16 protein-coding genes and 1 CRISPR repeat array (1 of these 17 running past the window's edge) are annotated in these 18,557 nt (G+C 72.2%); of the genes, 12 read left to right on the top strand and 4 right to left on the bottom strand.

Annotation, left to right across the window (positions count from 1 at the left end; translation table 11 throughout):
* The first annotated feature begins 35 nt into the window (after nucleotides 1-35).
* From V9F06_00315 to V9F06_00300, 4 genes are read left to right on the top strand one after another with little or no spacing between them, the layout of a single operon-like run.
* Nucleotides 36-1,121, top strand: coding sequence for a hypothetical protein (locus tag V9F06_00315; protein MEI2616063.1), 1,086 nt, complete (start codon nucleotides 36-38; stop codon nucleotides 1,119-1,121).
* A gap of 33 nt (nucleotides 1,122-1,154) precedes the next feature.
* Nucleotides 1,155-1,589, top strand: coding sequence for a hypothetical protein (locus tag V9F06_00310; GenBank protein ID MEI2616062.1), 435 nt, complete (start codon nucleotides 1,155-1,157; stop codon nucleotides 1,587-1,589).
* A complete protein-coding gene (locus tag V9F06_00305) occupies nucleotides 1,586-2,422 on the top strand; it encodes a carbon-nitrogen hydrolase family protein (GenBank protein ID MEI2616061.1) in 837 nt (278 codons plus the stop codon). Before V9F06_00310 ends, V9F06_00305 begins: the two co-directional genes overlap by 4 nt.
* A 38-nt stretch (nucleotides 2,423-2,460) precedes the next feature.
* Nucleotides 2,461-3,936 carry a VanW family protein gene (locus tag V9F06_00300; protein ID MEI2616060.1) on the top strand — a complete coding sequence of 492 codons (1,476 nt, stop codon included), beginning with the start codon at nucleotides 2,461-2,463 and terminating at the stop codon, nucleotides 3,934-3,936.
* On the opposite strand, the gene V9F06_00295 is transcribed toward V9F06_00300, so the two are convergent.
* Nucleotides 3,926-4,714 (bottom strand): hypothetical protein, encoded by a 789-nt coding sequence (locus V9F06_00295; GenBank protein ID MEI2616059.1) that lies wholly within the window; start codon nucleotides 4,712-4,714, stop codon nucleotides 3,926-3,928. The two genes, V9F06_00300 and V9F06_00295, sit on opposite strands and share 11 nt — an antisense overlap.
* On the opposite strand from V9F06_00295, the gene V9F06_00290 reads away from it, so the two are divergent.
* The 5 genes from V9F06_00290 to V9F06_00270 all read left to right on the top strand — a co-directional run bounded on the left by V9F06_00290 (nucleotide 4,662) and on the right by V9F06_00270 (nucleotide 10,852).
* The gene (locus tag V9F06_00290) at nucleotides 4,662-5,279 is read left to right on the top strand and encodes a phosphopantothenoylcysteine decarboxylase (protein ID MEI2616058.1); all 618 of its coding nucleotides are present in this window, start codon (nucleotides 4,662-4,664) and stop codon (nucleotides 5,277-5,279) included. The two genes, V9F06_00295 and V9F06_00290, sit on opposite strands and share 53 nt — an antisense overlap.
* 66 nt (nucleotides 5,280-5,345) lie before the next feature.
* Nucleotides 5,346-6,554: a hybrid sensor histidine kinase/response regulator gene (locus V9F06_00285; GenBank protein ID MEI2616057.1), complete on the top strand. Its 1,209-nt coding sequence runs from the start codon at nucleotides 5,346-5,348 to the stop codon at nucleotides 6,552-6,554.
* Nucleotides 6,544-8,139, top strand: a complete 1,596-nt coding sequence (locus tag V9F06_00280) for a hypothetical protein (protein MEI2616056.1) — start codon at nucleotides 6,544-6,546, stop codon at nucleotides 8,137-8,139. The genes V9F06_00285 and V9F06_00280 overlap by 11 nt, the downstream gene beginning before the upstream one ends.
* A 1,611-nt stretch (nucleotides 8,140-9,750) precedes the next feature.
* Entirely contained in the window at nucleotides 9,751-10,530 is a 780-nt protein-coding gene (locus tag V9F06_00275) for a response regulator (GenBank protein ID MEI2616055.1), read from the top strand.
* A 10-nt stretch (nucleotides 10,531-10,540) separates the two neighbouring features.
* Nucleotides 10,541-10,852, top strand: coding sequence for an ATP-binding protein (locus V9F06_00270; protein MEI2616054.1), 312 nt, complete (start codon nucleotides 10,541-10,543; stop codon nucleotides 10,850-10,852).
* Here V9F06_00270 and V9F06_00265 read toward each other — a convergent pair.
* A complete protein-coding gene (locus V9F06_00265; protein ID MEI2616053.1) occupies nucleotides 10,828-11,184 on the bottom strand; it encodes a hypothetical protein in 357 nt (118 codons plus the stop codon). The genes V9F06_00270 and V9F06_00265 overlap by 25 nt on opposite strands.
* 113 nt (nucleotides 11,185-11,297) lie before the next feature.
* Between V9F06_00265 and V9F06_00260 the strand changes: the two genes are divergently transcribed.
* The gene (locus V9F06_00260; protein MEI2616052.1) at nucleotides 11,298-12,899 is read left to right on the top strand and encodes a hypothetical protein; all 1,602 of its coding nucleotides are present in this window, start codon (nucleotides 11,298-11,300) and stop codon (nucleotides 12,897-12,899) included.
* A 488-nt stretch (nucleotides 12,900-13,387) separates the two neighbouring features.
* Nucleotides 13,388-14,734 (top strand): hypothetical protein, encoded by a 1,347-nt coding sequence (locus V9F06_00255; GenBank protein MEI2616051.1) that lies wholly within the window; start codon nucleotides 13,388-13,390, stop codon nucleotides 14,732-14,734.
* 826 nt (nucleotides 14,735-15,560) lie between these two features.
* On the opposite strand, the gene V9F06_00250 is transcribed toward V9F06_00255, so the two are convergent.
* On the bottom strand, nucleotides 15,561-16,157 hold the full coding sequence (locus V9F06_00250; protein ID MEI2616050.1) for a DUF4142 domain-containing protein: 597 nt from the start codon (nucleotides 16,155-16,157) through the stop codon (nucleotides 15,561-15,563).
* 108 nt (nucleotides 16,158-16,265) lie between these two features.
* Here V9F06_00250 and V9F06_00245 point away from each other — a divergent pair, with 108 nt between their 5' ends.
* A complete protein-coding gene (locus V9F06_00245) occupies nucleotides 16,266-17,171 on the top strand; it encodes a bestrophin family ion channel (GenBank protein MEI2616049.1) in 906 nt (301 codons plus the stop codon).
* A gap of 22 nt (nucleotides 17,172-17,193) precedes the next feature.
* On the opposite strand, the gene V9F06_00240 is transcribed toward V9F06_00245, so the two are convergent.
* Entirely contained in the window at nucleotides 17,194-17,844 is a 651-nt protein-coding gene (locus V9F06_00240) for a Uma2 family endonuclease (protein ID MEI2616048.1), read from the bottom strand.
* Between the two features lie 9 nt (nucleotides 17,845-17,853).
* Nucleotides 17,854-18,557: a CRISPR direct-repeat array (repeat unit 29 nt; unit sequence GGGTCGATCCCCGCGTGTGCGGGGGAGCC); it runs 4,906 nt beyond the window's last position.

The following is an 18,557-nucleotide window of genomic DNA, read 5'->3' as shown; positions in this document are numbered from 1 at the left end:
TCACCCCGGGGCCGCGGGTTCATGCTCGACCCCCTATGGACGCCACGCCATTCCCGCACCCCCTCCGCACCGTCGACGCGGCCTCATCCCTCAGGGCCACGCGCGTCCTCTTCGCGACGCTCGGCGCGCTCCTGTCGCCGCTGATGTTCCAGTGGGTCGGCGCCGAGCACGCGGCCCCGCTGGGGTGGCTGCCCACGCTGCTCCTCGGGGCGATCTGCGGGGCCTACGTCGCCCGCGCCGCCGCGCAGCCCGACGGCAGCGACGCGCAGGCGGTCGTCCGCACCCTCGGGCGCTCGCTGCTCCTCGGCGCCCTCGGCGGCGCGGTCGTCTCCATCGCCGTCGTCGCCAGCGCGGGCTTCGCGCTCACGCGCTTCCTGCCGGTGGCCACGGCCTACGGGGTGGCGTACGGGCTGCTGGTCGGCGGGGGCTTCGGCGTCCTCTTCTCGCTCTGGTCGCTGCGGGTGCGCGCGGCCCAGCGTGAGCCCTCGGCCAGCCGCGCCGAGCGCCTCTCCATCGAGGCCGCTACGCTCATCGGCGCCTGCGCGGGCCTCGCCGGCTGGCGCTACCGCATCGACGTCCTTCACGCCGCCTCGGTGGGCCTCACGGTGGTCGCCTCGGTGCTCACCCTCGCGGCGATGCTGCGCGCGGTGCGCCTCGCCCGCTTCGAGCAGGCGGTCAGCGACGGCGCGCTCGCGATCGTCCCGCGCGAGGTCGAGCACGTCTCCACTCCGCTCGTCTGGGCGCCGGTGCTCGACCACGTGCTGGTGCGCCCGCACAGCCACCCCACCATGGAGCCCGCCCCCTTCCGCGCGCAGTCGCCCAGCGAGGTGGTCGCGGTGGTCCCGGGCGACCTCGGGCTCGTGCGCAAGGGCCTCGGCTACACGGTGCTCATGGGCATCGCGGGGCTCGCGATCATCTCCGCCGCCCAGGTCGCCATCGTCGCGCGCGTGGCGTGGTGCACCTCGGGCAGCGAGCCCTGCGCCTCCGGATCGCCCTGCGCTTCCGGCACCCCCTGCGCCTCGGGCTCGGGCTCACCCTGCGCCTCGGGCTCGGGCTCACCCTGCGCCGCTCGGCCCCGTCCTCGGCCTCGCCCTGCGGCCACTAGTTCGCTTCCCCCCTGAAGACTGCCGTCGGACCGCGCTATCGTGCGCTCCGTGACCCACGACCCGCTCGCCCGACTGCGCTCCGCCGCCCTCCAGGGCCTCGCCCCGCTCGGCCCCGTCGCCTTCGCGCGGAGGGTGCGCGCCCGGCGCGGGGTGACCCACCCGGAGATCCCCGCTGGGGTCGTCGCCCCGGCGGGCGAGCCGATGCCCGTGGTGCTGGTGCACGAGGCGGCCGCGTGGTGGCGTCGCTGCGCGCCGGGCTGGGCGCCGCCGCTGGAGGCCCTCATCGATCGGGGCGTGGTGGCGGTGCGCCGTGAGGGCGCCGCGCTGGTGGTGGAGTCGCGCAACGCCAGCTACCGGGTGCGGGGCCTGCCGGAGGCGTGGATGGTCGTGACCGTGGCGGCGCTCACCGGGCGGGAGATCGTTCCGACGCGCGCGGCGATGCGCTCGGGCGTGGTGGAGTTCGAAGGGAGGGGCGGCGCGTGAAGGCGGCGGTGGTGCAGCTCAACTCCGGTGAGGACGTCGGCCGCAACCTGTCGACCGCGGAGGCCCTCGGGCGCGAGGCGGCGACGGCGGGCGCGGCGCTGGTGGTGATGCCCGAGAACGCGCTCTACATGGGCGCCGAGGAGGGCAGGGGGCAGGTCGCCGGGAGGTATGTTCCGGGCGAGGCGCCGGGGGGGCCGTGCGGCGAGAGGATGGCGGCGCTGTCCAGGGAGACCGGGGCGTGGGTGCTCTGGGGCGGCGTCCCGGAGGCCCGCGCGGAGGACGCGCGCACCTTCAACACCGCGGCGCTGCTCGACGAGCGGGGCGTGGTGGTGGCGCGCTACCGGAAGATCCACCTCTTCGACATCGACCTGCCGGGCGGGCCCGTTCTTACGGAGTCGCGTAATACGGCCCCGGGCGATGCGCTGGTGGTGGCGGACACGCCGGTGGGGCGCCTGGGCCTGAGCGTCTGCTACGACGTACGCTTCCCGGAGCTGTACCGCGGGCTCGTGGACGGCGGCGCGACGGTGCTCGCGGTGCCCGCGGCCTTCACCGCCACGACGGGCCGCGCGCACTGGGAGCTGCTGCTCCGGGCGAGGGCGGTGGAGTCGCAGTCCTACGTGCTGGCGGCGGCGCAGTGGGGGACGCACCCGGGCGGGCGCACCACCTGGGGCCACGCGATGATCGTCGACCCGTGGGGCGTGGTGCTGGCCGAGCGGGCCGAGGGCGAGGGGGTGGTGCTCGCGGAGATCGACCCCGGGCGCACGGCCTCGGTGCGCGCCTCGCTGCCGTCGCTCATGCACCGGCGCATCGGCCGCTCCCGGTCGGAAGGTTGACCCGACCGGCTCCGCGGTCTACCGACCGGGGAGCTCCCATGACGCGCTGGCTGCGGCTCTCCTCGCTGTCCCTCCTGTTCGCCCTGATGGGCGGAGGCATCGGGTACCTGCTGCTCCCCGAGCGGGCCCCGCAGGCCGCGGGCGTCCCGCGGGTGAGGGTGCGCGGCCGGCCGGTGACCCTGGGGCCCGATCCCCGAGCGCAGGCCCGCGACCTGGCGCGTGCGTACCTCCGCGAGCACGTCACCATCGTCGCCGAGGAGCGCACGCTCGAGCGCAGCCGCGAGGCCTTCGGCGCCCGGGTCGACGTGCGCCTGCTCGAGCACCTGCTGCGCGCCGCGGCCGACCCGTCGAGCGCGCTCGTCCGGCACCACGCCGCCCTCGCCCGCGGGCCCATCGAGCTGCCGCTCCCGGTGCGCCTGGAGGGGGCCGTGGCGCTGCCGCTCCTCGCGCAGCTCAAGGAGGAGGTGGACCACCTGCCGGTGGACGCGCGCATCGACGTCGAGCAGCGGCGGGTGATCCCCGAGCGGCGCGGCACCTACCTCGACGTGTTCGGCACGCTGGCCCTGCTCGACACGGCGTTTACCAACGGGCGTAATCGGGTGGAGGCGGTGCTGGAGCACACCGACCCGACGACCACCTCCGAGCAGCTCCGCGACGTGGAGATGAACGCCGTCGTGGGGTGGTTCCAGACCAACTACAACGCCAACGAGGACCACCGCGACCGCACGTACAACCTCCACCTCGCGGCCAGCCGGGTGAACGGCTACGTCTGGATGCCGGGCGCGGTGCTCGACTTCAACGAGATCGTGGGCGACCGCTCCGAGGCCAACGGCTTCCGCATGGCGACGGTCATCTCCGCGGGCGAGCTCATCGACGGCGTCGGCGGCGGCGTCTGCCAGATCGCCGGGAGCCTCTTCGCGGCGTCGTTCTTCGCGGGCATGGAGGTGGTCGACCGGACGCCGCACTCGCGCCCCAGCGGCTACATCAAGATGGGCCTCGACGCGACGGTGGTGTACCCGTCGATCAACCTGAAGCTGCGCAACACGCTGCCCTTCCCGGTGGTGATTCACACGCGGCTCAACAACGGGCTCGCCCGCATCGAGCTGCTGGGCGCGCGTCGCACCCGCGCGGTGACCTTCGTGCGCAAGGTGATGCCCCGGGTCGACCGCTTCGAGGAGCGCGAGGTGCCCGACGCCAACCTCCCGGCGGGCACGCGGGTGCTCACGCAGCGGGGCATCCCGGGCTTTCGCATCACCCGGTACCGGATCATCCGCGAGGGCGACCAGGCCGTGCGCCAGCGCTGGCTCGACGCCTATCCGCCCGACGATGCAGGTCTGGCGCGTGGGCACCGGGCCGGCTGGCGCCGCAGGGTCCGCGCGGCCAGGACGACCACCCGGAGTACACCGCGGACCAGTACCTCGCCCTCACGCAGCCGCTGGAGAGCGACGACATCCAGGAGGTGCGCCGCCCGGGCTTCTGCGGCACCGCGGGGTGGATGGTCCGTCAGGGCCTGACCCGCGCGCTCCCGGCGACCACGGCGGCGGCGATGACCAGCGCGGCGGCGGCCGGGCGCACGGTGGTGCCGAGCGGGTGCGCCGGGGCGAGCTGCCCGGTGCCGGCGAGGCCTGCGGCGAGGCCCGCGGCGAGGCCGGGCGCGCGGTGAGCGGCGACGCGCTCGCGGGGCGTGAGGTGCTGCTGGTCGTCGGCGGCGGCATCGCGGCCTTCAAGTCGGCGCTGGTCGCGCGCGAGCTCCAGCGCCGCGGGGCCTCCGTCGAGACCGTGCTCACCCCCGCCGGGCAGCGCTTCATCACCGGGGTGACCTTCGCGGGCATCACCGGCCGCGCGGCCCGCGTCGACCTCTGGGACCCTTCGTACCCGGGCGAGCTGCACATCGCGCTCACCGGCCGCGCCGACCTGGTGCTCGTCGCCCCGGCCACGGCCGACCTCCTCGCGCGCATGGCCCACGGGCTCGGCGACGACCTCGCCACCACCTGCCTGCTGGCCGCGCGCGGCCCGGTGGTGGTCGCCCCGGCGATGCACCCGCGCATGTGGGAGCACCCCGCCACGAAGGCCAACGTGGCGCTGCTGCGGGCGCGCGGCGTGGTCGTCGTGGGGCCGGTCGTCGGGCCGCTCGCCAGCGGCGAGAGCGGCATCGGGCGCATGGTCGAGCCCGGGGAGATCGTCGACGCGGCGGCGCGCGCGCTCACCCCGCAGGACCTCGCGGGCTGTCGCGTCGCTGGTGAGCGCAGGCGGCACCCACGAGGCGATCGACCCGGTGCGCTTCGTGGGCAACCGATCGTCCGGGCGCATGGGCTACGCGATCGCGATGCGGGCGCGCGACCGGGGCGCGGACGTCGTGCTGGTGAGCGGGCCCTCCGCGCTGCCGACCCCGGAGGGCGTCTCCGTGGAGCGGGTGCGCAGCGCGCGGGACATGCGCGACGCGGTGATGGCCGCTGCCGGATCAGCGCACCTGGTGGTGATGGCCGCTGCGGTGGCCGACTACCGGCCCTCGGAGGTCGCCGCCGAGAAGATCAAGAAGTCCGACGCCGAGCTCGTGATCCGGATGGTGAAGAACCCCGACATCCTCGCCGAGCTCGGCGCATCGCGTCATGAGGGCGGGCCGATGCTGGTGGGCTTCGCGCTCGAGACGAGCGATCTCGTCGAGCGCGCGAGGGAGAAGCTTGTCCGCAAGGGCTGCGACCTCGTGGTGGCCAACCTCGCGGCGGACGGCTTCGACGGCGACGACAACCGCGTAACCCTGGTGACGCCCGGGGCGGTGACTCCGCTGGCTCCGATGAGCAAGGCCTCGGTCGCCGATCACATCCTCGACCACTTCGCAGCACATCGGGCGCGCTGATCCCGGGGCCGTCATTCGGACACTTCGCGGTTGATGGGCTCACGCTGCCCTGTCTAGACTCCGGTCGTGCTTGAGCCTGATGCGCTCGCGGCGCTCGCCGCCCGGTACGGTATCGGCGAGACGCTCACCGGACAGGTGCTCATCGTCGACGACGACCTGGGCAACCTCGACGTGCTGCGCGCGTTTCTCGACGCCGACTACGTGGTGCACGAGGCGCGCTCCGCGGAGATCGCGCTGAAGCTGCTCGAGGTCGAGCGCTTCGACGTCATCGTGTGCGACCAGCGCATGCCCGGCATGACGGGCATCGACATGCTGGCGGTGGTGCGCGAGCGCTACCCCGACGTCGCGGGCATCCTGCTCACCGCCTACACCGACACGCCGGTGCTCGTCGACGCGATCAACCGCGCGCGGGTGTTCCGGCACATGCACAAGCCCTGGGAGCCCGAAGACCTGCTCGGGGCCGTCGCGCAGGCCAGCGCGATGGTGCAGCAGCGCAGGCTCAACGCCCGGCTGCTCGAGCTGCTCTCCGCGCGCAGCGACGAGCTGAAGCTGGCCCTCGACGAGCTCCGCGCGGCGCAGCACAAGATGCTGCACCTCGAGCGCCTGGGCACCATCGGCCGGCTCACCGCGGGCATCACCCACGACCTGCGCAACACCCTCGGCGGGCTCACGCTGCTCGAGAGCCTGTTCGAGGCGCAGGGCGTGGCGCCGCGGCTGATGTCGCCGCTGCGCGTGGGCGTCTCCGCGACCCGGCACCTCATGTCGACGCTGAGCACGCTGCACCAGTTCGCGGCGGGCAGCCTCGCGCTGAAGGAGGAGCCCATCGACCTCTCGGACGTGCTGCGCGACGCCCTCGTGCTGGCCGGGCTCGAGATGGAGCAGCGGCGCTCTCGCTGCGTGATCACCGTCGAGCCGGGCCTGCCTCCGGTGCGCTGCGACCGCGCTCGCATCCTTCAGGTGATGGTGAACCTCCTGCGCAACGCGATGCAGTCGACGGACGCGCCGCAGAGCATCCAGGTGGAGGTGGCGCGCACCCCGGGGGGGGTGTCGATCGCGGTGCAGGACGAGGGTCCGGGGGTGGCTCCGGAGATCGCGTCGCGGCTCTTCGATCCCTTCGAGAGCACCAAGGGGGCGCACGGCCTGGGGATGGGTCTCTACATGTGTCGGCTCATCATGGAGCAGCACGGCGGATCGATCCGCTCGGTGCCTCCGGTGCCGCCGGGGGGCGGGGCGAGGTTTGTGATCGAACTGCCGAGAGGACCTGATGACAGATAGTGACGACAGGGGACGCAGCGTCGAACGTCTTTCACGGCCCTCGATCGTCCCCGGCATGAGCCAGGATGAACTTGTCCTGGCGGAGGGGCGGCCCAGCGTGGCCCCGAGAAACGTCGAGGACCTCGACGGGGGGGAGGGGCGGGAGATCTACTTCAGGCCCCAGCGTTACCAGCCATCCGACCTCGGGCCCGTTCGCACCGTGGTGTCGATCTCCGTGAGCGGTCGCCGCTTCGACTGCGAGATGACCGATGTCTCGCAGAACGGCGTGGGTTTCGAGTGGCCGGTCGACGTCGAGGTAGAGATCGGGTTCGAGATTCCGGAACTCTCCCTGAACTTCGATCAGCATGAGGCGTACAGCGGCGCCGCGCGGGTCAGCTCGCTTCGCCGCCTCGATGGGAAGCTTGTCGTCGGGGCGTCGTTCGTCGACTCCCTGATGAACGTGGACGACGTGATCGCCTTGCGCGACGTGAAGTCCTACGCGTCCGCGGGCTCCGGCGGGCTCGGGCTCGCGAGCGCCCCGTGGAGGGTCGAGGGGCACGCCGAGTTCAAGTCGCTCGTCGCCGAGCTCCGCCTCTTCCTCGAGGACGCGCGCGAGCACCTCACGGCGGTCGAGCGCCTGCTCCCCTGGGACGTGGTTCATGGCGAGGGCAGATCGGCCGCGCGCGACGCGCTCATCGGCAGGGTAAGGCGCGAGTTCGCGGAGGAGTTCATCCGTCGGTCGGAGCGCATCGACGCGGCGCTCCGGACGGTGCCGCTCGCGGACATCCCCGCGCTCAAGGAGTACTCACAGCGGTTCTTGCAGCAGTACTTCATCGAGGCGCCGTGTATGCACCGGGCGCTCTTCAAGCCGCTCGGGTACCCCGGCGACTACGAAGTGATGAAGTACATGTACGAGAACCAGTTCGCCGGTCCGACGCTCTTCGCGAAGGCTGTCAGCCTGGCCATCCTGACGACGCGCCCGGGCGACGCTGTGAGGTTCCGCAAGAACCTCGTCCGCGACCGGCTCTCCGAGGCGCTCGACCACGCGGAGCCGGGCGTCCCACTGCGGTTCTTGTCCGTGGCCGCCGGTCCGGCGCAGGAGGTCTACGAGCTCTTGAAGCAGCGGAAGACGGTCCCCGTCCCGCTGGAGATCGTGCTCTTCGACCAGGACAAGGGAGCCCTGTCGTACGCCTTTCGTCGCATCAGCCCCATCGTGAGCGCCCGCTGGCCGAAGGCCGTGACGGTCACCTACCTGCACGACTCGATCAAGCGGCTGCTGCGTGACCCGACGCTGTTCGCCAGGTACGGGGGCTTCGACGTGATCTTCTGCACGGGGCTCTTCGACTACCTCGAGATGCCGACCGCGGTGTCGCTGACGAAGAGCCTCTACGGCAACCTCAGGCCGAAGGGCGAGCTCTTCATCGGCAACATGGTGCCGACGAGCCCCAACCGCTGGTTCATGGAGCTGAACCTCGATTGGAACCTGAAGTACAAGACCCACGAAGATCTACTGGCGATGGGGCGCGCGGCGGCACCTGACGCCACCGTCGCGATTCGGGAGGAGCCCTCGGGGGTCAACCCGTTCGCCGTGCTGACTCGGGCGTGAGCCCGGTCGGGCCGGTACCCATCGAAGAGGTCGAGCCCCGCTGGAGGGCCTGGCTGGTCGAGAGAAATCGCCGCGGCACGCGGCTGGTCCTCTGGATCGGCATCACGATGTATCCCCTCTTCGGCGTGCTCGACTGGCTCGTCGCCCCGGCTGCGTGGCTCAAGGTGCTGTGGGGCACGCGAGCGTTCGTCACCGTGCTGACGTTGGCGATGTTCAGGTTGCTCCCGACACGCTGGTTCGAGCGCTTCCCCAACAGCCTCTCGGCGAGCTACCTGATCGTCGGCTCTTGCGGCATCTCCCTGATGACCGTGCTGCTGGAGGGCCTCGCGTCGCCCTACTACGCGGGCCTCTCGCTCATCATCGTGGCCACCGGGCTGCTCTTCGTGTGGCCGCCGCAGGTGGTGCTCACCACGCACGCCATCATCGTGCTGTCGTTCCTCCTCCCCAACCTGATGCTGCGGCCGGAGACCGCTGGGGTCGGCGCGGTGTCGAACCTTGTGTTCCTCACCGCGACGGCGATCGTGATCTCGATCGGCCAGATCCTCGCCTACCGCACCCAGCGAGAGCAGATCGTCAATCAGCTCGTGATCGTTCAGACGACCGCCAACCTGGGGCGCGCCCACCAGGACCTGCAGCGCCTCGACGCCTTCAAGTCGCGCTTCTTCGCCAACGTGACCCACGAGCTGAAGACGCCGCTCGCACTGATCCTCTCGCCGCTGGAGCTGATGATCGACGGGGAGCTGGGCGAGCTCTCGGAGCCGCAGCGCGCCACGCTCCGGTCGATCTACCTGTCCGGCGCGAGGCTGCTTCGGCTCATCGGCGACCTGCTCGACCTGTCGCGGCTGGAGGAGTCGCGGCTGCGCCTCCGGGTGAGGCCGCAGGACCTCGTGCGGTGGCTGAGTGCCCTCGTCGCCCAGGTGTCGCCGCTCACCGAGCGCAAGCGCATCGAGCTGCGCTTCGAGGCCAACGTCGAGGTGTCCGAGGTGTGGTGCGACCTCGACCGGCTGGAGCGGGTGTTCGTGAACCTCATCTCCAACGCCGCGAAGCACACGCCCGAGGGGGGGAGCATCACGATCTCGCTCGTCCGAAGACGGCGGAGCGAGGCGCGGGTCTCCGTCGAGGACACCGGGGCGGGCTTTCCGCAGGAGCTGTCCGAGCGGCTCTTCGAGCGCTTCTTCCAGGTGGACAGCGAGACCGCGCAGAACCGCTACACGCAGGGCGGCACGGGCATCGGGCTCGCGCTCGCCCGAGAGCTGGTCGAGCTGCACGGCGGGACCATCACCGCGTCGAGCGCCCCCGGGCGCCGGAGCGACCTTCACCGTGACGCTCCGCCAGGGGCGGGCGCACCTCCCGCACGGAGGTGCTGGAGCGCCGCGCCCGCGCGGACGACGGTGCCCAACGAGCGCCGCGCGCAGCACAGCCCCACGGACTGGACGGCGCAGTTCGCGGCGCGCGATGAGTTCAGGCTGCTGGATGTGTTCGACGCGACCGAGCGTCGCGTGGTGGATCGCGACCCGGACGAGGGGGCGCGAGGACGCACGGTGCTGGTGGTGGAGGACACGCCGGAGGTCACCCGGCTCATCCACACGGTGCTGCGGCAGCAGCTTCCGGGTGTTCACCGCGCCCAACGGGGTGCGCGGGCTGGAGCTCGCGCTCAAGCACATGCCCGATGTGGTGGTGACCGACCTGATGATGCCGGAGATGGACGGCTTCGAGCTCACGCGGCGGCTCCGCCACGACCCCCGCACGAAGCACGTCCCGGTGCTGATGCTCTCCGCGCGGGGCGAGCTCACCGACCGGCTGGAGGGCATGGACTCCGGGGTCACCGAGCACATGAGCAAGCCCTTCAACACCCGCGAGCTGCTGGCCACGGTGCAGAAGCTCGCGCAGGCGAGCGACGCCGCCGCCGAGCGGGTGCTCATCCAGCAGATGGACTCCCTCGAGACCATCACCGGGGGCCTGGCGCACGAGATCAACAACCCGCTCAACTACGTGCGCAACGCCTTCACGCGGGTGCGCATCGACGTCACCGAGGCCTTCAAGATGGCCGTCCCGAAGGCGGACGGGGACGCCGAGCGGGCGAGGATCGCCGCGCTGGAGGGGCGCACGCTGCGGATGTTCGAGACCGCCCAGGCGGGGCTCTCGCGCATCGGGGACACGGTGGCGCTGATGCGGCGGTACAGCCGCGAGGGCTTCGCTCGCGTGGCGCGCTCGCACGACGTGTTCGCCGGGGCGAGGGACGTCGCCACGCTGGTGTCCTCGTCGATCGGCCGCCCGGTCGAGCTGGTGCTTGAGCTGGAGGGCGAAGGGTGGGTCGACTGCGTCGCCGAGGAGCTGCACCAGGCGATCTCGAACCTGGTTCAGAACGCCATCGAGGCGGTCGCGCGATGAGAGCGGCCGGGTGGTGGTGCGGGGCGAGCTGCTGGCCGACGAGGTGCTGCTCACCGTGAGCGACAACGGGCCGGGCATCTCCGCGGACGACCGCGCGAGGATCTTCACCCCGTTCTTCACCAGGAAGGCGCCGGGGAAGGGCACGGGCCTCGGGCTCACCATCGTCTGGCGCGTCGTCCACGCGCTCGGCGGGTCGGTCACGGTCGAGAGCGAGCTGGGGCGGGGGCGAGCTTCTGCCTCCGGATGCCTCGGGCGCCGAAGGGCGCCGCGTAGCGAAGGGCCGCCGGGAGCGGCGGGTCAGCGGGGGTTGAAGCCGCCGTAGGAGGCGAAGCCGATGAACATCACGGCGAGCGCCACCATGAGGAAGAGGAAGCCCACCGCGACCACGATGGTGGTGATGATGCCGAGCAGTCGGAGGTTGGTGACCTCGCTGGGCGGCGCGAGGCCCATGGTCTGGAAGTCTCGGGCGAACTGGTTGGCCTGGTACCAGGCCAGCGGGCCGGTGATCCACATGAAGCCCACGAACCAGCCGATGCCGCAGATGATGAGCCAGTTGCGGGCGCTCTCGGCGAGCTGCGCCGCGCGGGCCATCCGCGGGTCGTACTGGGGGTTGATGCCGTAGGGGACGTTCGGACCGGGGGTGGGGTACGTCATGGCGGCCCCGAGCGTGACCGCTCCTGGCGGGAGGCGTCAAAGCGATCTCGGTCGAAAACTGGACCCGCACCCACCATGTAGGCCAAGGCCCGTCGTGGAGGTGAGAGAGCTTCATGGCGTTGAACTACGAAAACCCGGGCTCGGTCGACACGCACAACGAGCTGCCGTCCTTCGTGCCGGAGCAGGAGTTCCGGGCGACGCACGCGGCGGCCCAGCAGCTCGCGAGGCACCGCGACCAGCTCGTGACCGAGAACGCGCAGCTCCGCCGCGAGGTAGAGACCCTCCACCGGGCGCAGCGCGAGCTCGACGAGGCCACCCGCAACGGCGACGGCGCCGGGCGGCGGCTGGCCCTGCTGCGCGAGGCCCTGGCCCGCAAGGACAGCGAGATCCTGGCGCTCAAGACCCACCACGTCGGGCGCGACCGCGCCATCCACGAGGCCAGGGAGGTCGTCGAGCGGCTGAAGCGCGAGCGCACCGAGCTCGAGGAGCGGCTGCGCTCCCGCGACGGGGTGTTCCAGTCCATCGAGGCCGAGCGGGCCACGCTGAGCCGCGCCCTCGAGGCGGTGCGCCAGGAGCGAGAGCACGCGGCCAGCGCGCTGATGCAGGCCGACGGCACGGTGCACGAGTGGCAGCGCTACGCCGACGAGCGCACCCGGGAGCGCGACGAGGCGCGGCGTCAGCTGGGCGAGCTGGCCAACGACGCGGCGGGCCTGCGGGCGGCGCTGCACGTCGCCAACGCCGAGCGGCAGCGGCTCCTCGACGCCCACGCCCGGGAGCTGGCCGCGGTGCGGGCGGAGCTGTCCGCCGCGGTGGCTCGCGCCCGGGAGGAGTCCGAGGCGGCGCAGGACGCCCTGGTGTCGCGCTTCGAGGCGGCGAGGGCGGCGCACGCGATGGCCCTGCGCGCCATGGAAGACGAGCAGGCCGAGGAGCTCGCCGCCGAGCGGGCCGCGCGCATCGCCGCCGAGGAGGCGACGGTGGCCATGAAGCGGGCGATGGACGAGGCGCGAGAGCTGTCCGCGGAGTCGCTGCGGGCAGAGCACCTGGACGCGGTGGCTGCCATCCACCAGGAGTATTCGACGGCGCTGAGGGAGGCGGCGGACGAGGCCTCGGCGGCGCTGAGGGAGGCGGCCGAGGAGGTCGCTTCGGTGCAGTCGAAGGCGGCGGAGGAGGTCGCTTCGGTGCAGTCGAAGGCGGCGGAGGAGGTCGCATCGGCGCAGTCGAAGGCGGCGGAGGAGGTCGCTTCGGCGCAGTCGAAGGCCGCGGAGGCGGTCGCATCGGCGCAGGCGATGGCGGCCGACCTGGAGCGGGAGCTGGAGGCGACCCGGGAGGCGCTCGGCAACTACGCGACGGACACGCTGGAGCGCATCGAGGCGGCGGAGCGGGCGGCGCGGGAGGCTCAGGGCTACCGCGATCGCTATGCGCGCAAGCTGGCGGCGGCGATGGAGCAGATCCGGGTGATGCGGGCGGAGTCGGAGTCCGAGGCGCGGGCCCAGGGCGAGGCGCTCCAGTCGCTCGGCGGGATGGTCGGGCAGATGACCGCGCGGATGGTGCTCCAGGCGGCGGGCGAGATCGCCCGGCGCGCGGGGCGGTCGGCGGCCGAGGGCGGGGACGTCGACGCGGCCATCGCGGCGGTGACCGAGGGTGTGCCCGCGGAGGTGGCCGACGAGCTGTGGGCCCACCGCGACGCCTTCCTCTCGCCTTCTTACATGGAATGAGCCCGTAGGGCTTGAGCCGTGGCGCGCGGCTGGTTATCAGCCTCGCCCCATGGGAACCACCGAAGCGCACGCACCCGAACACCACTCGTTCCAGGCAGAGGTGAGCCAGGTCCTCGACCTGGTGATCCACTCGCTCTACAGCCACCGCGAGGTCTTCCTCCGCGAGCTGATCTCCAACGCCTCCGACGCGCATCGACAAGCTGCGCTTCCGCGTCGCTCACCGAGGCCCGGGCTGACTGGGCGAGGACGCCGCTGCGCATCCGGCTGATCCCCGACGAGGCCGCGGGCACGCTGACCATCGACGACAACGGCGTCGGGATGACCCACGACGAGCTCGTCGAGAACCTGGGCACCATCGCGCAGCTCGGGGCTCGAAGAAGTTCCTGGAGTCGCTGAAGGCCAGAGGCGGGAAAGCCCGACCTGACGCTCATCGGGCAGTTCGGCGTGGGCTTCTACTGCGCCGTACCTGGTGGCCGACCGGGTCGACGGTGGTCGTCCCGCGCCGGCGGGCAGCGACGAGGCCTGGCGCTGGGCCTCCGACGCCAAGCGACGGCTTCACCGTCGAGCCCGCCGAGCGCGCGAGCGCGGGCACCTCGGTGATCCTCCACCTCAAGCGACGACCAGAAGGACTTCCTCCAGACGCTGGCAGCCTGCGCGAGCTGGTGCAGAAGTACTCCGACTTCGTCGGCCACCCGATCGAGCTGCGGCGAGAAGGAGGAGCCCAAGGAGGGCGAGGAGCCCAAGGCCGAGGAGCCCGCCTTCGAGGCGATCAACCAGGCGAGCGCGCTCTGGCAGCGGCCGCGCAGGCGAGATCACCGACGGAGCAGTACGAGGAGTTCTACAAGCACCTCACCCACGACTGGGAGGAGCCGCTCGCGTGGACGCACTTCAAGGTCGAGGGCACGCAGGAGTTCACCGGGCTGCTCTACGTCCCGAGGCGCCGCCCTTCGACATCGACACTCCGGGCGAAGGGCGCCGCGGGCGTGCAGCCTCTTCGTGAAGCGCGTCTTCATCATGGACGACTGCGACGCGCTGCTGCCGCTCGTGGCTGCGCTTCGTGCGCGGCGCTCGTCGACTCCGACGACCTGCCGCTCAACGTCTCCCGCGAGACCCTGCAGGACTCCGCGGTGGTGCGCGCCATCAAGAAGCAGGTCGCGAAGAAGACCCTCGACCGGCTCGACGAGCTCGCCAAGGACGACGCCCGACGGACTACGCGACCTTCTGGGCGCAGTTCGGCGCGCGTCGCTCAAGGAGGGCCTGCACCATCGACTACGAGTACCGCGAGCGCCTCGGGCAGCTCGGTGCGCTTCGAGAGCTCGCACGGCGACGGGCATCACCTCGCTCGCGGAGTACGTCGCGCGCATGAAGGAGGGGCAGGAGGCGATCTACTACGTCCATCGGCGAGTCGCGGCAGGCGGCCGCCGAGTCGCCGCACCTGGAGGCGCTGCGCGACGCGCGGCTACGAGGTGCTCTACCTCACCGATCCCATCGACACGCTGGCGGCCGACGGGCTGCGGGAGTTCCAGGGGAAGAAGCTGGTCAACGTGGCGATGGCGCCGACCTCAAGCTCGACGCGAGCCGCCGAGGCGAAGCAGGAGCGAGGAGGCCGCCGCGAGGCGCGATCAAGCCGCTCGTCGAGCGCGCGTGAAGTCGGTGCTCGGCGCGCGGGTGCGACGAGGTGCGCAGCTCGACGCGGCTCACGGACTCGCCCGGCCTGCCTGGTGGTCCCGCCGGGCGGCGATGAACCCCGCGATGGAGCGCCTGCTGCGCGCCCACGGGCGCGAGGTGCCGCCGTCCGACGCGGGTGCTCGAGCTCAACCCGACGCACCCGCTGATGGAGGCGCATCCAGGCGCGCGCCGCGACGCCGGCGACGACGCCAGCTCGACGAGTGGATCGAGCTCCTCTACGACCAGGCGCTGCTCACCGAGGGCTCGACCCCGCGACGACCCGCACCGCTTCGCCCAGCGCATGACCGACCTCATGCAGCGCGCCCTCGCCAACAAGGCCTGAGCGCGCTCTCCCCGAGGGCGGTGCGCCACCGGGCCGCACATTGACAGGCGTGCCCGAGGGCAACAGGCATGAGCTGAGGCGCGGCGTCTGCAACGCGGTGTCCCATCGCGTGGCGGGGGTCGCGCATCGCCCCGGAGGTCTCCGATGGCAACAATCGAAATCAAGGACAGCGCGCTCCTCGTGACCGTCGAGGGCTTCGACAAGATCCTGGCGCTGCGAAGCTCGATCACCGTTCCCCTCGCGCACATCACAGGGGTCACCGCGCGGCCCGACATCTCGAAGGTGATGTACATGCCGGTGGAGTCGCAGTTTCGCGGGGTGCACAGCCCGGGCAACGTGCTCGCCGGTACGCTCGTGATGGCCGACGGCACGGGCAACGTGTTCTGCGACGTGCGCGACGACACGAAGGCGGTCGCGATCGATCTCCAGCACGACGAGTTCAAGCGGCTCATCATCGAGGTCTCCGACCGCACGCCCGAGCAGGCGCGCGACCTGATCCTGATGTCGATCGGCCGATGGGTGGGCGAGTCGTCGGTGGAGAGCGAGCCGAAGCCCGACGAGCCGCGGGTCGGTGCCGACCGGCACCAGCCGTTAGCCGCGCACGGCAGCGCCGCCACACCATGGCGGCAGTGCGACACCGAGGGAGTGAGTCACAGCCGCCTGCGCAGGCTGCGAGCGTGGGCGAGGTGCGCGGCCACCATGGGTCGGATGTCGCTCTGCAGCGCGGTGCGCAGGTCGGCCGCGTGGGCCGACGGGATCAGCTTGTGGTCGAGCAGCTCGAGCAGCTCGCCGTGGGACGCGATCTGCGCGTCGAGAAAGGCGCGGTCGAAGACGCCGCCGCGGAGGCGAGAGAGCTGCTGCCGGGTGGCCGTCGCCTCGGCGGTCAGCCTCAGGCTCTCGGTGCCCTCGATGGACGTGAGGTTGAGCCGCTGCGCGAGCGCCGACATCCGCGTGCCGGCCTCCGTGTGCGCGGTCACCATCGAGCGAGCGAACTCCCTCAGCGCGCGGCTGGAAGCGCGGCCCTGCGCGAAGGTGCCCAGGGTGATCTCGCCGCGGTTGAACGCGGCCACCGTCGCCACGATCTCACCCTCGCTGAGGGTCATGTCGGGGGAGTCGAGCCCGCCCATGCCGGTGCCTCCGGGCACCTGTTCCGTCGGCGGGGCGCGGAGCCCGCCGTCCTGCGCCGTCGCGAGCGAACCCGAGAGGATGAAGACGCCCGCAAGGGCACCGAGCAGCAGTCGTCGCATGGCCTCTATCCTCCTGAGCGTGTTGTGGTCGGCCCGAGGGCCGTCCTACGAAGCTGCATCCGCGGTGCCGCGCTTGACGCTCGCTCGTGAGGGATCGATCCAGGGCCGGTGCTCTCCTATGCGAAGACCGACTGGCTCCACATGCTGGTGTCTCCGCGGGGATCCTTCGCGCCGGGGCTGATGCGCCGGGTGCTGGTCTTCGGGCTGATCGCCACCGCCCTCTGGATCGCCCATCGCTTCAACGACCGCGTGGTGCTCAACATCGGGCTCTACGAGATCTCCGGCGCGGTCATCGCGCTGATCCTCGCCTTCCGCACCAACACCTCCTACAACCGCTTCTGGGAGGGCCGAACCCTCTGGGGGTCGATCGTCAACGCGTCGCGCAACCTCGGTCGCGTGGCTCGCTGCCACGCCGCCATCGACGTCGGGGAGGCGAGGGAGTTCGTGACCTGGGTGGTGGTCTTCGCGCACGCCGCCCGACGCTCGCTCCGGGAGGAGCCCGAGCGGCCAGAGATCGACAAGCTGCTGCCGGAGGCCGAGCGCGCCGCGATGGCCGCGCACCCGAGCCCGCCGCTCTATGCCTCGGAGAAGATCTCGTCGCTGCTGGCGGGCTACGCGCGGCGCGGGGCGCTCGATGCGCCGATGGTCGCGCGGGTCGAGGAGGAGGTGATGGTCCTCGTCAACAGCCTGGGCGGGTGCGAGCGCATCCGCAAGACCCCGACGCCCCTCGGCTACGTGCTGCTCCTCCGGCGGATGGTGGCGCTCTACATCGCGACGCTGCCGCTCAGCCTCGTGGAGGAGGTCGGGTTCCTGACGCCGCTGGTGACGATGATGGTCGCGTACGCCGTGCTGATGATCGAGGGCATCGGGCAGGAGCTCGACAACCCCTTCGGCCACGACCCCAACGACCTCGCGCTCAGCCGCGTCTGCGACACCATCGAGCGCGACCTGCTGGGCTCGTCGTCGCTCGACCTGGTGCTCGCCTCGACGGCGCGCTTTCCTGACGAGGATTGATCGGAGGGGGAGGGGGGCCGGGCTACAGCGCCCACAGTCCGGCGAGCTCGAGCGGCACCGCGTCGAAGGGCTCCGCGCGCACGACCGCGTCTCCCTCGAAGGTCGCGACCAACAGCCAGCCGATGTCCGCCCGGCGGTACACCTCCACGGAGCGCAGCGTCGGCGACACCAGCCAGACGTGGCCGACGCCCTCCCGATGGTAGATCGCCAGCTTGCGCCCGCGGTCGACCCGCTCCGTCGAGGGCGAGAGCACCTCGCAACACCAGTCCGGCGCGAGGGGGATGAAGGGCGGCTCGGTCCCGGCGAGGAAGTCCGCGGGGATGCGTTCGCGCCGCCACCCGGCCAGGTCGGGGATCACGACGTCAGGGAGCGGCCCCAGGTGCAGCTCCGGTTCGTCGAGGATCACCCACCCCCCAGGTCCGCCGCGCCCTCGACGGAACGGCGGCCCCAGCTCCTCGCCGAGCGCCGACGCCGCGTGAACGTGTTGACGGTGGGGGCGAGGCATCGTCAGCAGCTCCCCGTCGATGATCTCCGCGAGCATCGTCTCCGGCGCGTTGCGGTAGCCGTCCACGACGTCGGGCGCGAGGTTGGGAAACTCCGGGTCGATGGTGCGTGCGGCGTCGCCTGACATCCCCGGAGCGTAGCCCAGCCGGCGAGGGCCGTAGCGCCGCATCCGCGCGCGTGAGCCTCCCCCGCGTGTGCGGGGGAGCCCATCCTCGGAGCGCCCGACGCTTCGTTGTCTCGGGTCGATCCCCGCGTGTGCGGGGGAGCCTCGCGCGCGGCGACCGAGCACGTGCGCGGCGCGGGGGTCGATCCCCGCGTGTGCGGGGGAGCCTGCCGAGCCGTGACGACCGAGTCCCGCGGGCATCGGCGGGTCGATCCCCGCGTGTGCGGGGGAGCCGTCGCCCGCGCCGACGTCCGCGCGGATGCGCCGACGGGTCGATCCCCGCGTGTGCGGGGGAGCCCGCTATCGCCACGGTCTCCCGGCGTCCATCGACCAGGGTCGATCCCCGCGTGTGCGGGGGAGCCGGCGCGGCTGAAGCGCTCCCGTCCGTCCGAGGGGTCGATCCCCGCGTGTGCGGGGGAGCCGCTCTCGCAGCCGGGGACGCGAAGGCCGCGTCGAGGGTCGATCCCCGCGTGTGCGGGGGAGCCGACTGCGACTCGCCGCGCGTCACCGCGGAGCGATCGGGTCGATCCCCGCGTGTGCGGGGGAGCCCCGACCATGCGCGGACCGCATGCACCGCGTGACGGGTCGATCCCCGCGTGTGCGGGGGAGCCGACCTCGTCCTGCGCGGTCGATGCCGGTGGCGTGGGTCGATCCCCGCGTGTGCGGGGGAGCCTTCGCCGCCAGAATCTCGCGCGGCCCACAGCCGGCGGGTCGATCCC

Source organism: Thermomicrobiales bacterium, assembly GCA_037045155.1.
Lineage (GTDB): Bacteria > Chloroflexota > Chloroflexia > Thermomicrobiales > CFX8 > JAMLIA01.
The sequence above is the reverse complement of the archived record's forward strand: the minus strand, read 5'-3'. Positions and strand labels throughout refer to the sequence as shown.

Excerpts from the sequence above, each read along its gene's own strand:
- V9F06_00260 (MEI2616052.1), top strand. The coding sequence starts at position 11,298 with ATGGCGTTGAACTACGAAAACCCGGGCTCGGTCGACACGCACAACGAG.
- V9F06_00240 (MEI2616048.1), bottom strand. The coding sequence starts at position 17,844 with ATGCGGCGCTACGGCCCTCGCCGGCTGGGCTACGCTCCGGGGATGTCA.
- V9F06_00315 (MEI2616063.1), top strand. The coding sequence starts at position 36 with ATGGACGCCACGCCATTCCCGCACCCCCTCCGCACCGTCGACGCGGCC.
- V9F06_00300 (MEI2616060.1), top strand. The coding sequence starts at position 2,461 with ATGACGCGCTGGCTGCGGCTCTCCTCGCTGTCCCTCCTGTTCGCCCTG.
- V9F06_00250 (MEI2616050.1), bottom strand. The coding sequence starts at position 16,157 with ATGCGACGACTGCTGCTCGGTGCCCTTGCGGGCGTCTTCATCCTCTCG.
- V9F06_00265 (MEI2616053.1), bottom strand. The coding sequence starts at position 11,184 with ATGACGTACCCCACCCCCGGTCCGAACGTCCCCTACGGCATCAACCCC.
- V9F06_00280 (MEI2616056.1), top strand. The coding sequence starts at position 6,544 with ATGACAGATAGTGACGACAGGGGACGCAGCGTCGAACGTCTTTCACGG.